The 14,304-nt window shown below is 66.2% G+C and carries 9 protein-coding genes and 3 pseudogenes; 11 read left to right on the top strand and 1 reads right to left on the bottom strand.

The annotated features are described in order from the left end of the window. Positions 1 to 13: 13 nt before the first annotated feature. The 4 genes and pseudogenes from ACSKB8_RS38300 to ACSKB8_RS38285 all read left to right on the top strand — a co-directional run bounded on the left by ACSKB8_RS38300 (position 14) and on the right by ACSKB8_RS38285 (position 4,446). Positions 14 to 1,021 carry an ABC transporter ATP-binding protein gene (locus ACSKB8_RS38300; protein WP_091892392.1) on the top strand — a complete coding sequence of 336 codons (1,008 nt, stop codon included), beginning with the start codon at positions 14 to 16 and terminating at the stop codon, positions 1,019 to 1,021. A 30-nt stretch (positions 1,022 to 1,051) separates the two neighbouring features. Beyond that, positions 1,052 to 1,825 (top strand): SDR family NAD(P)-dependent oxidoreductase, encoded by a 774-nt coding sequence (locus ACSKB8_RS38295; RefSeq protein WP_438109623.1) that lies wholly within the window; start codon positions 1,052 to 1,054, stop codon positions 1,823 to 1,825. Positions 1,826 to 1,862: 37 nt separating this feature from the next. Continuing rightward, positions 1,863 to 3,505, top strand: a pseudogene (locus tag ACSKB8_RS38290) (FGGY-family carbohydrate kinase). 5 nt (positions 3,506 to 3,510) lie between these two features. After that, complete coding sequence (locus tag ACSKB8_RS38285) at positions 3,511 to 4,446, top strand: carbohydrate kinase family protein (protein ID WP_438109622.1); 936 nt, start codon at positions 3,511 to 3,513, stop codon at positions 4,444 to 4,446. 7 nt (positions 4,447 to 4,453) lie between these two features. Here ACSKB8_RS38285 and ACSKB8_RS38280 read toward each other — a convergent pair whose 3' ends face one another. Next, positions 4,454 to 5,341, bottom strand: a complete 888-nt coding sequence (locus ACSKB8_RS38280; protein WP_438109621.1) for a LysR family transcriptional regulator — start codon at positions 5,339 to 5,341, stop codon at positions 4,454 to 4,456. Between the two features lie 124 nt (positions 5,342 to 5,465). Between ACSKB8_RS38280 and ACSKB8_RS38275 the strand changes: the two are divergent. The 7 genes and pseudogenes from ACSKB8_RS38275 to ACSKB8_RS38245 all read left to right on the top strand — a co-directional run bounded on the left by ACSKB8_RS38275 (position 5,466) and on the right by ACSKB8_RS38245 (position 14,303). Continuing rightward, positions 5,466 to 6,888 (top strand): annotated as a pseudogene (locus ACSKB8_RS38275) (amidase). A gap of 84 nt (positions 6,889 to 6,972) precedes the next feature. Beyond that, positions 6,973 to 7,923: an ABC transporter permease gene (locus ACSKB8_RS38270; RefSeq protein WP_438109620.1), complete on the top strand. Its 951-nt coding sequence runs from the start codon at positions 6,973 to 6,975 to the stop codon at positions 7,921 to 7,923. Further along, positions 7,920 to 8,807, top strand: coding sequence for an ABC transporter permease (locus ACSKB8_RS38265; protein WP_438109619.1), 888 nt, complete (start codon positions 7,920 to 7,922; stop codon positions 8,805 to 8,807). The genes ACSKB8_RS38270 and ACSKB8_RS38265 overlap by 4 nt, the downstream gene beginning before the upstream one ends. 2 nt (positions 8,808 to 8,809) lie before the next feature. Continuing rightward, positions 8,810 to 9,824, top strand: a pseudogene (locus ACSKB8_RS38260) (ABC transporter ATP-binding protein). Next, on the top strand, positions 9,821 to 10,831 hold the full coding sequence (locus ACSKB8_RS38255) for an ABC transporter ATP-binding protein (protein WP_438109618.1): 1,011 nt from the start codon (positions 9,821 to 9,823) through the stop codon (positions 10,829 to 10,831). Before ACSKB8_RS38260 ends, ACSKB8_RS38255 begins: the two are co-directional and overlap by 4 nt. Before the next feature lie 54 nt (positions 10,832 to 10,885). Then, entirely contained in the window at positions 10,886 to 12,382 is a 1,497-nt protein-coding gene (locus tag ACSKB8_RS38250; protein WP_438109617.1) for an ABC transporter substrate-binding protein, read from the top strand. A gap of 277 nt (positions 12,383 to 12,659) precedes the next feature. Then, a complete protein-coding gene (locus ACSKB8_RS38245) occupies positions 12,660 to 14,303 on the top strand; it encodes an amidase family protein (protein WP_438109616.1) in 1,644 nt (547 codons plus the stop codon). Position 14,304 lies beyond the last annotated feature (1 nt).

The following is a 14,304-nucleotide window of genomic DNA, read 5'->3' as shown; positions in this document are numbered from 1 at the left end:
GGGCTGCCGGATCATGGGTCAGATCACACTTCAGGACGTGCAGAAATCCTTCGGCCCCGTGCACATCATCAAAGGCGCCGATTTGGACATCGCCGACGGCTCCTTCGTGGTGTTCGTCGGTCCCTCCGGCTGCGGCAAGACCACGCTGCTGCGGCTGATCGCCGGGCTCGAGGACGTCTCCGGCGGTAAGATCCTGATCGACGGCAAGAACGTCGTCGACACGCCGCCGGCCAAGCGCGGGCTGTCGATGGTGTTCCAGTCCTACGCGCTCTATCCGCATATGAGCGTGCGCGGCAATATCGGCTTCGGCCTGAAGATGGCCGGCCTTGCCAAGGACGAGATCAACCGCAAGGTGGAGGCGGCGGCCGCGACGCTGAATCTCACGCCGTATCTCGATCGCAAGCCGCGCGAACTCTCCGGCGGCCAGCGCCAGCGCGTCGCGATCGGGCGGGCCATCGTGCGCGAGCCCAAGGCGTTCCTGTTCGACGAGCCGCTCTCCAACCTCGATGCGGCGCTGCGCGTGCAGATGCGCATCGAGGTGACGCGGCTGCAGAAGCAGCTCGGCACCACCGCGATCTACGTCACCCACGACCAGGTCGAGGCCATGACCATGGCCGACAAGATCGTCGTGCTCAACGGCGGCAAGATCGAGCAATATGGCTCGCCACTGGATCTCTACGAGCGGCCGGCCAATCTCTTCGTCGCCGGCTTCATCGGCTCGCCCAAGATGAATTTCGTCACCGGTGAGCCGGCCTTGCAGAAGGGGGCCGTGACGATCGGTGTGCGGCCGGAGCACCTCAAGATCGAGCGCGACGGTGCCGGCGGCTGGCAGGGCACGATCGCGGTGGCCGAGCATCTCGGTAGCGACACTTTTCTTTATGTCGATGCCGGCCCGCTCGGCATGCTGACGGCGCGCTACATCGGCGAATTGAGCCTGCACGCCGGCGATCGCGTGTCGCTGGTGCCGGACCCTGCGCGCATCCATCGCTTCGACCAGGGCGGCAACGCGCTTCGAGGCTGAGAAGAAACGGCAAAAAAACGGAAGATCACCATGTACCTGGAAAAATTCAAGCTGAACGGCAAGACCGCGTTCATCACCGGTGGCGGGCAGGGCATTGGGCTCGCCTGCGCCGAAGCGCTGGCCGAGGCCGGCGCTAGGGTCGTCATCGGCGATCGCGACAGCAAGGTCGCCGACAGCGCAAAGGCCAGCCTCAAGGCTAAGGGCTACGACATCGAGACCGCGATCATGGACGTCACCGATACCAAGCGTGTGGCGGAGGTCGCAAACGACCTCGTCGCCCGCCACGGCAAGGTCGACATCCTCGTCAACAATGCCGGCATCGCGCGCAGCGAGACCCCGGCGGAGACCGTGACCGACGAGCACTGGCTCAACGTCATCGACGTCAATCTCAACGGCACCTTCTGGTGCTGCCGCGAGTTCGGCAAGCATATGCTGAAGGCCAAGAGCGGTGCCATCGTCAATGTCGGCTCGATGTCCGGCTTCATCGTCAACAAGCCGCAGGAGCAATGCTTCTACAACGCCTCCAAGGCCGGTGTGCACCATCTCACCAAGTCGCTCGCCGCCGAATGGGGCGCGCGCGGCATCCGGGTCAACGCGGTGGCGCCGACCTATATCGAGACGCCGCTGAACGCCTTCGTGAAGAGCAACCCGAAAATGTACGACGCCTGGATCGGTGGAACCCCGATGGCCCGGATGGGGCAGGTCGAAGAGATCGCCTCCGTCGTGCTGTTCCTCTCGTCCGAGGCCGCAAGCCTGATGACCGGCAGCATCGTGCTGGTAGATGGCGGCTACACTTGCTGGTAGGCTTGCGTCAAGACTGACGAAGCGACCGGGAGCGACAATGCCGCGAGCGTATATCGGCGTTGATGTAGGGACCACGAGCACGCGGGCAGGGGTGTTTGACGAGGCGGGCACGCTGCTCGCGATGGCGCGGCACCCGATCCGGATCTGGCACGAGGCCGGCGATATCGTCGAGCAGTCGTCCCAGGACATCTGGGACGCCTGCGCGATATCGGTACGCGCAGCGGTGACGGAAGCTGGTATCACGCCCAACAGCGTCGGCGGTATCGGTTTTGATGCCACCTGTTCGCTGGTCGTCCTCGATAGGCAAGGCGAGGCACTCACGGTCAGCGGCTCCGGCGACAAGCAGCGCAACGTCATCGTCTGGATGGACCATCGCGCCACCGCTGAGGCGCGGCTAATCAACGAGACCGAGGATGCCGTGCTGCGCTATGTCGGCGGTTCGATCTCGCCCGAGATGGAGATGCCTAAGCTGCTGTGGCTGAAGCGGCATCTTCGCGCGAGTTTCGACGCTGCTGGTCACTTCTTCGATCTGGCGGATTACCTGACCTGGCGCGCGACCGGCTCGCTCCAGCGCTCGACTTGCACCGTCACCTGCAAGTGGAACTACCTCGCGCATGACGGCGGCTGGAGCGCGCCGTTCTTCAAGCGCATCGGGCTGTCGGATTTCGTGGCCGAGACATATGCCCGCATCGGCACCGAGATCGTTGCCCCGGCACGCGGCTCGGTGCAGGTCTCACCCCGACTGCTGCGGCTGATCTCGGCCTGTCGCCGGGCATACCGGTCGGCGCGTCGCTGATCGATGCGCATGCCGGCGGCATCGGCGCAATCGGCGGCCGCGACGGCTCGGGCGGGGCGACCGACGCGTGCGATCGCCTCGCCTACATCATGGGGACTTCGGCCTGTATCATGGCGACCACCAAGGAACCGTGCTTCGTGCCCGGCGTGTGGGGGCCTTATTACTCCGGCATGGTGCCGGACTTCTGGCTCAACGAGGGCGGCCAGTCGGCCGCGGGCGCGGCGATCGATCACCTCCTCAAATCGCATCCGGGGTTTGGTAAGGCCAGCGCGGCTGCGCGCAACGAGGGCCTCGACCTCATCGACTTCCTCGAGCGCCGCATCATCGCGCGCGCAGGCGATGCCAGCCGCGCCGCGCTGCTCGCCCGCGACGTCCATGTGCTGCCCGAATTCATCGGCAACCGCTCGCCCTACGCCGACCCTGATACGCGCGCCGTGATCGCCGGCCTCGATCTCGACACCGATATCGCTTCGATGGAGCGGCTGTTCGTCGCCGGTCTCTGCGGGCTCGCCTATGGGCTGGCCGAGGTGATCGAGGCCTTTGCCGCGCACGGCGTGCGCTCCAGCATCATGATCATGGGCGGCGGCGCCAGCCGCAGCCCGCTAGTGCGGCAGATCATGGCCGATACGACCGGCCTCACGGTTGCGCTGCCGCAGACGAAAGAGCCGGTGCTGCTGGGCGCCGCGATGCTCGGCGCGGTGGCCGGCGGCGCCTATGTCTCGATCGGCGAGACCATGGCAAAGATGTCGGCGCTGGGACGCAAGAGCGAGCCGACCGCGCCCGACATGGCGGCGTTTCACGCCCGCAAGCGCGAGGTCTACAAGCTGCTGCGCGAGGTCGATCGCGGCAGCCGCACGGCGATGCGCGACATCGCGAGAGGTTGAAACGGATGCTGATTGCCTGCGGCGATGCGCTGATCGATTTCGTGCCGACGCAAAATGCCGACGGCCGCGAGGCAGTGATGCCGGCGGTCGGCGGCTCCTGTCTCAACGTCGCAATCGGCATGGCCCGGCTGGGCGCACCGACCGGCTTCGTCGGCGGCGTCTCGACCGATCTGTTCGGGCGGATGATTGCCGATCATGCCGCGGCCTCGCATGTGGAGCTCAGCTTCGCCACCCGCAGCGATCACCAGACCACGCTCGCTTTCGTCCGCATCGTCGCGGGCGAGTCGCATTATGCGTTCTATGATGCCGAGACTGCGACGCGGAACTGGAGCTATCGGCGCGGATCGATTCCGTTCGATAAGGTCGAAGCCCTTCATGTCGGTTCGACCACGCTGGTCAACGACCAGGGCGCGGCCGAGACGAAGGCCCTGATCGCGGACGCGCGGGCGTCGTCGACCATCTCCTTCGATCCGAACTGCCGCCCCAATCTGGTCAAGGACAAGCCAGCCTATCTCGCGCGCATGGCCGGCTTCGCTGCCAGCGCCGATCTCATCAAGATGTCGGACGTTGACTTTGCCTATCTCTTCGGAGACGAGCCATATCAACAACGCGCGAGCGCGCTGCTGGGGCAGGGTACGAGCCTCGTCGTCATCACCCGCGGCAACGACGGCGCGGTCGCTTGGCACGCGGGCGCAGGGCAGATTGAGGTCGCCGCGCCAAAGATCGAGGTGGCCGACACCATCGGGGCCGGCGACAGCTTTCAGGCCGCGCTGCTGTTCGCCTTGCACAAGCAGGGTCGCATTGCCCGGCAAACCCTAAAGGACATCAGGGCCGACGAGCTCCGCCGCGCGCTGTCCTTCGCCGCCAATTGCGCCGGCCTGACCTGCACCCGCCCGGGCGCCGATCCGCCCTGGAGCTTTGAGGTGAGTTGGAGCTTGTAGCGCGGCCTCACATCCGCGCGACGGCCTTCTCGGCACATTTGAGGAAGGTTCCGATCAGCGGACTCTGGGAATCCCGCCGCCAACAGACTGCGATGTCGAGGGAGTCGGTGACGTCACGCAGTCGTCTGAACACGATGCCGCGTGGCGCGCCGAGCTGCGCGCAGGCCGGCAGGATAGCGAGACCTTCGCCGGCCAGAACCAGGCTCATCGCCGAATGCACCGTCTCCACCCGGCTGGCGATCGGCATCACGACTTGGTGCCGACGCAACAGGGGCACGACGGCGGAGGAGGCGGGCCCATGGTCCGGATGCGGGAGCGCGATCAGCGGACGGCCCTGCAGGCGGGCCATTGGCACGGAGCTCAGACGGGCGAGTGGCGAGCGGATCGGCATGGCCAGCATGAAGGGCTGCGCACCGATCCGTGCCACCTGGATCTCAGGATGATTGATTGCCGGCATGCACAGCGCCACCGTGACGCTGCGGTCGAGCACGCGGGCCTCACGCGTCGAGGCGCTGAGCTCGGCGAAGCCGAGGTCGACGCCGGGAACTGCGCGGCGGAGCTCGGGGATGAGCCGCGGCAGCATCGCATTCGCCAACACGAACATGTAGCCCACCGACAGCCGCCCGCGCCGTCCCGAAGCAACCGCGCGCGCGGCTTCGGCCCCGTCGGCCGCAAGGGCGAGCGCTTCGCTGGCGCGCGCCAGCAGCGCCTGACCCGCCTCGGTCAGGTCCATGCCGCGGGTGCCGCGGCGGAACAGCGGCGCGCCGATCTCGGCCTCGAGCTTGCGGATCTGGACCGAGAGCGGCGGCTGCGCCATCCGGAGCCGCTCAGCCGCCTTGCCGATGCTGCGCGCCTCGGCGACGGCGACGAAATAGCGGAGCCGGCGAAGATCCATTGGCATACCGAAAGCGTATGGCTTGACGACAAAAATCGTATTGGACGGCGAGTTAACAAAACTGTCATTCTCGCTGTCAATGTCTTTGGGCCAACGGCGGCCCACGCTTCGGAGCGATTTGACGATGAACGGCGATCCTTGTCTCTTGTCCGCAACCGAGCTGCGCGGCCTCGTCGCCGGAAAGCGGATTTCGCCGGTCGAGATCGTCCGCGCGGTTCTTGCGCGCGCCGAGGCGCTTCAGCCCGCATTGAACTGCTTCATCACGCTGTGCGGTGACGAGGCGATCGCAGCTGCGCGCGAAGCCGAGCGCAAGGTGATGGCCGGCGAGCCCCTCGGCCTACTGCACGGCATCCCCGTCAGCGTCAAGGACATCGTCAACACCAAAGGCGTGAAGACCACCTTCGGCGCCGTTCCCTACAAGGACAACGTGCCGACCGAGGATGCCGTCGCCGTTGCGCGGCTGCGCAGCGAGGGCGCGATCCTGATCGGCAAGACCACGACGCCGGAATTCGGTAGCAAGTGCCTGACGGATTTGCCGTTGTTCGGCCGCACCCGTAATGCGTGGAGTGCGGAGCGTTCCTCCGGCGGCTCCAGCGGCGGCGCGGCGGTGGCGGTGGCGAGCGGCATCGCGCCACTTGCAATCGCGACCGACGGCGGCGGCTCGACGCGGATTCCGGCAGCCTGCAATGGCGTGGTCGGGCTGAAGCAGAGCAACGGCGTCGTCCCGCACAGCCAGGCGCTGGACGTGTTCGGCAACCAGACCTATGTCACGCCGACCACCCGTACCGTCGCCGACACCGCGTTGATGATGCAAGCGATGGCCGGTGAGGATTTCTGCGACCCCTGGTCGATCGGCGTCCCGGTACCTGATTTCATCGGCAGCGCCGCCCCGCGCGGCGACCTGCGCGGGCAGAAGATCCTGTTCTGTGCTTCCCCGCCCGGGCGCCCGGTGTCATCGGACGTCGCGGCCGGCTTCAAGGCGAGCCTCGACAGGCTGGCGGAGCTCGGGTGCCGAGCTCGAAGAATTCTCCGGCGACGGTTTCGACATCGAGCCGATCTGGCGCGCCATCAACCATACGGTCTGGCGCACGCGCTTTGCAAAGCTCGCGGCCGAGCACAAGGACGAGCTGAGCGAGGCCTTTCTCAAGCAGCTTGCGCTCGCAACCGAGGTCAGCGGCGTAGACTATCAGGAGGCGATGTTCGCGCGCACCGCGCTGTTCCGCCGGGTGCAATCGTTGCTTGCGCGCGGGCACCTGCTGGCGATGCCGACACTGACGCGCACCGCGCTGCCGATCGACCAGGACCTGTTCGGCACCATCGAGATCGACGGGGCGCATTTCGACAGCGTCCGGCCGCATTGGTTCCCCTGGACCATGCCCTTCAACATGACCGGGCATCCCGCCGTCAGCCTGCCCTGCGGTTTCGGCCGCGACGGCCTGCCGATCGGGCTTCAGCTCGTCGGCCGCTTCCGCGGCGACGCCGAATTGCTGCGCGTGAGCGCGCTGTTCGAGGCTTCAAGCGACCTTCTGTCCCGCTGGCCGGCCTGAGGAGATGGGCATGCAGCAAAGAGCTTGCCTCCGGCGGCCAGACATGTTGATCGTGCCGCGGGTGAGCCCTGAAGCCGAGCACGCATGAGCGTCTTTGTCCTCCGACGTCTGTTGACCTTGCTGGCGACGCTGGTCGGCGCCTCGCTGATCATCTTCCTGGTGCTCGACGCGCTGCCCGGCAACGCCGCGCAGATGCTGATGGGCGCCGATGCCTCGCCGGACGCCGTCCGCGCGCTCACTATCAAGCTCGGGCTCGATCAGCCGCTGGCGGTTCGCTATCTGCAATGGATCAAAGGCCTCCTCGTCGGCGATCTCGGCAGCTCCTATGTCTACGGCACGTCGGTCGCGAGCCTGATCGCGGAGCGGTTGGTGCTGACCATTCCGCTCGCGATCATGGCCATGACGGTCACGGTGACGCTGGCGCTCTCCGCCGGCATCTTTACCGCCGCCAACCACAACAAGCTCGGCGACGTCGGCGTGATGTCGCTGACGCAGGTGGGCATCGCGCTGCCGAACTTCTGGTTCGCAATCCTTCTGGTGCTGTTGTTCTCGGTGCGGCTGCAATGGCTCTCGGCGGGCGGCTTTGCCGGCTGGGACGATGGCGTCTGGCCCGGCATCAAGTCGCTGCTGCTGCCGGCCATCTCGCTTGCGGTGGTACAGGCCGCGATCCTCGCGCGGGTCACCCGCTCGGCCGTGCTCGAGGTGCTGCGTGAGGACTTCGTCCGCACGGCACGTGCGAAAGGGCTCGGCAAGCGCGAGGTGCTGTGGCGCCACGTGCTGCGCAACGCCATGATCCCCGTGATGACCGTGATGGGGCTGCAATTCGCCAATCTGCTCGCCGGCACCATCGTGATCGAGAACGTGTTCTACCTGCCGGGCCTCGGCCGCTTGATCTTCCAATCGATCGCCAACCGCGACCTGATCGTGGTGCGCAACTGCGTGATGCTGCTCGCTGCCATGGTCGTCATCGTCAATTTCGTGGTCGATGTGCTCTATGCCTTCATCGATCCCCGTATCAAGGTCCACGACCTGTGAGCGCGCCCCTGACCATTGACGCGCCGGTTGCAATGCGGCCGCTGCCTGCCCGGACGTTCTGGCGCCGCGCACTGCGTCATCGCAGCTTCGTGCTCGGCGGCGCACTGAGCCTGCTGGTGCTCGCGTCCGCGCTGCTGTCGCTGGTGTGGACGCCGTGGTCGCCCTATGAGATCGACATAGCCTCGAAACTCCGGCCGCCGTCGGCATCGCACTGGCTCGGCACCGATTCCTTCGGTCGCGATATCGTCTCGCTGCTGCTTGCCGGCGCGCGTTCGACCATCATGGTCGGCATCATCGCGGTGAGCATCGGTCTCAGCTTCGGCGTCTGCCTCGGCCTGATCGCCTCGGCCAGGCGCGGCTGGACCGAGGAGATCATCATGCGCTTCGCCGATTTCAGCTTCGCCTTTCCGGCCGTGCTCTCTGCGATCATGCTCGCCGCGGTGGTCGGGCCGGGCATGGTGACTTCGATCGTCGCGATCGGAATCTTCCAGATTCCGACACTGACGCGGCTGACCCGCGGTTCGGCCAACGCGATCTGGGCGCGCGAATTCGTGCTGGCCGCGCGCGCCGCGGGCAAGGGGCGCTTCCGCATCACCATCGAGCACGTCCTGCCCAACATCTTGTCGATCCTGATCGTGCAGGTCACCATCCAGTTCGCGCTCGCCATTCTCGCCGAAGCCGCTTTATCCTATCTCGGCCTCGGCACGCAGCCGCCGCAGCCGTCATGGGGCCGCATGCTGAACGATGCGCAGACGCTGCTGTTCCAGTCGCCGATGCTCGCGGTCTATCCGGGCGCTGCGATCGCCATCGCGGTGCTCGGTCTCAACCTGCTTGGTGACGGACTGCGCGACCTGCTCGATCCCAGACTGGCGCGGGAGCGGTGACAATGGCTGATCCCGCAACCATGCCACTGATCGAGGTCGCCAATCTCGGCGTGCGCCTCAACACCAGCCGCGGGCCGGCGCAGGCCGTGCGTGGCGTCAGCTTTGCCCTCAATCGCGGCGAAACGCTCGGGCTCGTCGGCGAGTTCTGGCTGCGGCAAGTCGGTCACGGCACTCTCCCTGATGGGGCTGCTGCCGGACAGCGCGGTCGTCAGCGGCAGCATCAAGCTGGATGGCAACGAGCTCGTCGGGCTTTCGGATGCCGATTATTGCCGCCTGCGCGGCAACCGCATCAGCATGATCTTCCAGGAGCCGATGACCGCGCTCAATCCGATGCACACGATCGGCCATCAGGTCGCCGAGCCGCTGCGGCGTCACAAGAGATACTCGGCGTCGCAGGCGCGGCGCGAGACGATCGCCTTGCTCGACCGCGTCGGGCTGCCGGATCCCGCACGGCGCGTTGATGCCTATCCGCACCAGTTCTCCGGCGGCCAGCGCCAGCGCATCACCATCGCCATGGCACTCGCCTGCGAGCCGGACCTGTTGATCGCGGATGAGCCGACCACCGCGCTCGACGTCACCATCCAGGGCCAGATCCTCGACCTCATCGCCGATCTCGTCGAGGAGCGCGGCATGTCGATGATCCTGATCTCGCACGACCTCGGTGTCATCGCCGAGAACGTGCAGCGGATGATGGTGATGTATGGCGGCACCGTCGTCGAGAGCGGGCCGACCGACGAGGTGTTCCGGCGCATGGGGCATCCCTATACGCAGGGCCTGTTCCGCGCCCGGCCGAAGCTCGGTGCGCGCAAGGGGACGCGGCTGAAGACGATCTCGGGCACAGTGCCGGAGCTCGCCGATCTGCCGTCCGGCTGCACCTTCTCCGACCGGTGCCCGCTGGTGATCGATCGGTGCCGCGCCGCGCTGCCGCCGATGGTGGACGTCGGACCCGGCCATTTCGTGCGCTGCATCAGGACGGACGTGTCGATGGCTGAACGCGTCGGAGCGCTGACCGCATGATCACCGCAGCCGAGCCGCTTCTCGACGTGAAGGATCTGGTGCAGCGTTACACGCTGCCGCGTGAAAGCCTGTTCCGGCCGCCAGGGCAGGTGCGCGCGCTCAATGGCGTGAACGTGCGGGTCGCCGCCGGCAAGAGCCTCGGCGTGGTCGGCGAGTCCGGATCGGGCAAGTCGACCTTCGCGCGACTGGTGATGGCGTTGGAGCGGCCCACCTCGGGCCAGGTCGCGCTGCTCGGCCGCGATCTCAACCGCATTTCTGCCGACGAGCTGCGCCGTGCCAGGCGCGATTTCCAGATGGTGTTCCAGGACCCTTACGGCTCGCTCGATCCGCGCCAGACAATTGCCCGCATCGTCGCCGAGCCGCTCACCGTGCTGGAGGAGGCCGATCGCACCAAATTCCGCGAACGCGTCGCCGCGGTGCTGCGCCAGGTCGGCTTGCGCGATGCGGACATGGACAAGTATCCACATGAGTTCTCAGGCGGCCAGCGCCAGCGCATCGCGATTGCGCGTGCCTTGATTACGCAGCCCAAGCTCATCGTGGCGGACGAGCCCGTCTCCGCGCTCGACGTCTCCGTGCAGGCGCAGGTGCTGAACCTGATGCAGGACCTCCAGGAGCAGTTCGGCCTCAGCTACATTCTGATCAGCCATGACCTCGCCGTCGTCGACTATCTCTGCGACGAGGTCGCGGTGATGTATCTCGGCCGGATCGTCGAGCAGGGGCGGCCGGAGGATCTGTTCGAGCGCTGCGCCCATCCCTACACGCGGGCGCTGCTCGATGCCGTGCCGCGGGCGCGCGCCGGCGGCGGCCGGCGGCGGCGCGGAGCCCAGGCGATCGCCTCGCAAGCGGCGGCCGCGGCCGGATGCCCCTATGTGGCGCGCTGCCCGCTTGCCGACCAGCATTGCCGCGAGGTGGCGCCTGAGCTACGCAAGGTGGGCGAGGGGCACCTTGCCGCCTGCCACAAGGCCGAAGCCGTGATGGCGTTGCCGCGGGCGGCCATGGAAGGTTAGTGTCCGGGGCAGGATTGGCGTAGGCTGGAAACAGAGATGGCCGGGGAGTTACGCATGTTGAGGAAACTATCGATCGTCGCCTTTGCCGCCGCGCTCGTCGCGGCGCCGCTGCCGGTGCTGGCGCAGAGCAAGAAGGACAGCGTCGTCATGGCGATGGCGCTGGAGCCGCCGGGGCTCGATCCCACCAATGCCGCCGCCGCTGCGATCGCCGAGGTCACGCTCTACAACATCTACGAGACCCTGACCAAGATCAACGAGGATGGCACCACCTCGCCCCTGCTGGCCGAGAGCTGGACCGCTTCGCCCGACCTGAAGACCTATACGTTCAAGCTGCGCAAGGGCGTCAAATTCCACAATGGCGAGCCGTTCAATTCCGCCGCGGTGAAGTTCTCGTTCGAGCGCAACGCGGTGCCTACCAGCACCAACAAGGACAAGAGCCTGTACCAGAGCTTCGAGTCCGTTGCCGCGCCCGACGCCGAGACGGTCGTGATCACCTTGAAGAATTCGGAGCCGAACCTGCCATTCCTGCTGGGGCAGGCGAGCGGCTCGATCGTCGAGCCGAAGAGCGCAGCCACCAATGTCACGCAGCCGGTCGGCACCGGGCCCTATCAGTTAGGGGCCTGGGCCAAGGGCTCCTCGATCACCCTGACCAAATGGGCCGACTACCGCAACGCCGCTGCGGTCAAGCTGTCGAAGGTGACGATCCGCTTCATCTCCGATCCGGCGGCGCAGACCGCCGCGCTGCTCTCGGGCGACGTCGATGCGTTCCCGCGCGTCTCGGCCCAGCGCACCATCGCCCAGTTCAAGGCCGACCCGCGTTTCACGGTGCTGGTCGGCGGCTCCAGGGCCAAGACCATCGTCGCGATCAACCACCGCAAGAAGCCGCTCGATGACGTCCGCGTTCGCCGCGCCATCCTCGCTGCGATCGATCGCAAGGCGATGATCGACGGCGCCATCGATGGCTTCGGCACGCCGATCGGCAGCTTCTACGTGCCGGGCGCGCTCGGCTATGTCGACACCACCGGTATCAACCCCTACGACCCCGAGAAGGCCAAGAAGCTGCTCAGCGAGGCCGGCGTCACCACGCCGCTCGAATTGTCGCTCAAGCTGCCGCCGCCATCCTATGCGCGGCAGGGCGGCGAGATCGTCGCAGCCCAGCTCGCCAAGGTCGGCATCGTCGCCAAGATCGAGAACGTCGAATGGGCGCAGTGGCTGTCGCAGGTGTTCGCCGGTAACGGTCCGCATAATTTCGACCTCACCATCGTCAGCCATGTCGAGCCGTTCGACCTCGTCAAGATCACCGAGCCGGACTACTACCTCGGCTACAACAACGAGAAGTTCAACGCGCTCTACAAGCAGATCGTCGCGACACCCGACGAGGCTGGCCGCGCAAAACTGCTCGGCGACGCCCAGCGCATGCTGGCCACCGACGCTGTCTCCGCCTACCTCTACCAGCCCCAGCTGATCACCATCACCAACAAGAAGCTGAAGGGTGTCTGGAAGGACGTGCCACAATACGAGAACGATTTCTCGACCTGGGCCTGGGAGTAGGATCGCTCGATCAAGTCGAGCCTGTCGCTTCAATTTTTGGCCTCTCCCCATCGTGGAGAGGCCAATCGTTTGGCAGGTCCAAAACAAAAACCTGAAAAACAACCCCATGCACAGTAGCCGGGGGTAGTCATTTCAATGGTTTACTCAATGGTTTACGCCTTGCGCGGCTCAAAGGTCGACGCTATGCGCTGAGACATTGACCCGTCGGGCAAAACACCGGCATTATGCCATCATCGCGGCCTCATGGTTCGGGACGCGCCGTCAGGCGAGGCACGCCATGAACAAGCCATCCTGCCGCGATGCTGGCATCGCCGCGGCGGCCCCTGGCGCCGAGGCGCCGACCCCTCTGAAGCTCGTCGATGCATCGCTGAGCGATATCGCTCAGGCCTTGGCCAGTGGACAGGTCACTGCGACGGCACTGACCAAAGCTTACCTCGCGCGCATCGAGGCCTACGACCGCAACGGGCCCGCACTCAACGCCGTGCGCGCGCTCAATCCCGATGCGCTCGCGATCGCGGGCAAGCTCGACGGCACCAAGCCATCGGCCAAGCGGCCGCTGGCGGGCATTCCAATCCTGGTGAAGGACAACATTGCGACCGGCGACGAACAGCCGACGACGGCGGGCTCGCTGGCGCTGGAAGGCGCACGTGCCCGGGACGATGCCACAATCGTCAAGCTGCTGCGGGACGCGGGCGCGGTGATCCTGGGCAAGGCGAACCTGACCGAGTTTTCCAACATGCTCGCGATCGACATGCCCGCGGGCTACTCTTCGCTAGGCGGGCAGGTGAAGAATCCTTACGCGCCTGCGCTGGTGGACGATCGCGGCATCCCGGTCGTGTCCCCGGGCGGCTCGAGCTCGGGTTCGGCGGTCGCGGTGGCGGCCGGGCTGTGTGCGGCTTCGATCGGCACCGAGACCTCGGGCTCGCTGCTGTTTCCCGCCAGCCAGAATGGCCTCGTCACCGTGAAGCCGACGGTCGGGCTGATCAGCCGTGCCGGCATCGTGCCGATCGCGCATAGCCTGGACACCGCAGGGCCGATGACGCGCAACGTGCGCGATGCGGCGCTGCTCCTTAACGTGCTGGCGGCGAAGGACCCGCGCGATACGGCGACAGAGCTCCAGCGGCGGCCAGCCGATTACATCGCCGGCCTGACGCAGGATGCGATGAAGGGCGCGCGCATCGGCGTGCCGAGCGACCCCGCCGACCCGCTGAACGATCCCTTCTACGGCAAGCTGCCACCCAAAGGGGCGAAGGTGATGGCGAAGGCGATCAAGGTGCTGGAGGATCTCGGCGCCGTGATCGTGCGCGCCAGCATGCCGACGGCCGGCTGGATGAGCGGACCAGGTACGATCATGGCCGTGCTCAACCGCAATCCGCTGAGCGCTAACAAGGGCAATCCAGTCACGCAGCGGATCGTCTTCCTCTACGAACTGAAGCGAGATCTCAACCTCTACCTGAGGGACTGGGCGACCAATACCGCCATCAAGACTATCACCGACATCGTGGCCTTCAACGAGGCGAATGCAGGCAAGGCGCTGCATTTCGGCCAGGACCTGTTCCTCGCCGCCGACCTCACCAGAGGCGACTTACGCGAACGCGAGTACAAGTCGGCACTTGCCATGGACCTGCTCAGCGCCAGGACCCGCGGCATGGATGCCTACATGAACCAGCACAAACTCGATGCTGTGCTGTTCCCCGGCAGCGGAGGCGCCGCGATCGCCGCCAGGGCAGGCTATCCCAGCGTCATGGTGCCCGGAGGCTTCATCTCGGGGACGACCGACGGCAAGGACACGCCGGACTATCCGCTCGGCGTCACCTTCGCAGGCCGTGCCTGGAGCGAGCACAAGCTGCTGCGTCTGGCCTACGCCTATGAGCAGGCCTCCAACATGCGCAAGCCGCCGCCAGGGTTGAGTGCGCTTTAGA

It is taken from the genome of Bradyrhizobium sp. BR 1432, from assembly GCF_051547705.1.
GTDB lineage: Bacteria > Pseudomonadota > Alphaproteobacteria > Rhizobiales > Xanthobacteraceae > Bradyrhizobium > Bradyrhizobium zhanjiangense.
The sequence above is the reverse complement of the archived record's forward strand: the minus strand, read 5'-3'. Positions and strand labels throughout refer to the sequence as shown.

What these genes read in the sequence shown, in the direction of transcription:
- ACSKB8_RS38300 (WP_091892392.1), top strand. Translation starts at nt 14, where the DNA reads ATGGGTCAGATCACACTTCAGGACGTGCAGAAATCCTTCGGCCCCGTG.
- ACSKB8_RS38295 (WP_438109623.1), top strand. Translation starts at nt 1,052, where the DNA reads ATGTACCTGGAAAAATTCAAGCTGAACGGCAAGACCGCGTTCATCACC.
- ACSKB8_RS38285 (WP_438109622.1), top strand. Translation starts at nt 3,511, where the DNA reads ATGCTGATTGCCTGCGGCGATGCGCTGATCGATTTCGTGCCGACGCAA.
- ACSKB8_RS38280 (WP_438109621.1), bottom strand. Translation starts at nt 5,341, where the DNA reads ATGGATCTTCGCCGGCTCCGCTATTTCGTCGCCGTCGCCGAGGCGCGC.
- ACSKB8_RS38270 (WP_438109620.1), top strand. Translation starts at nt 6,973, where the DNA reads ATGAGCGTCTTTGTCCTCCGACGTCTGTTGACCTTGCTGGCGACGCTG.
- ACSKB8_RS38255 (WP_438109618.1), top strand. Translation starts at nt 9,821, where the DNA reads ATGATCACCGCAGCCGAGCCGCTTCTCGACGTGAAGGATCTGGTGCAG.
- ACSKB8_RS38250 (WP_438109617.1), top strand. Translation starts at nt 10,886, where the DNA reads ATGTTGAGGAAACTATCGATCGTCGCCTTTGCCGCCGCGCTCGTCGCG.
- ACSKB8_RS38245 (WP_438109616.1), top strand. Translation starts at nt 12,660, where the DNA reads ATGAACAAGCCATCCTGCCGCGATGCTGGCATCGCCGCGGCGGCCCCT.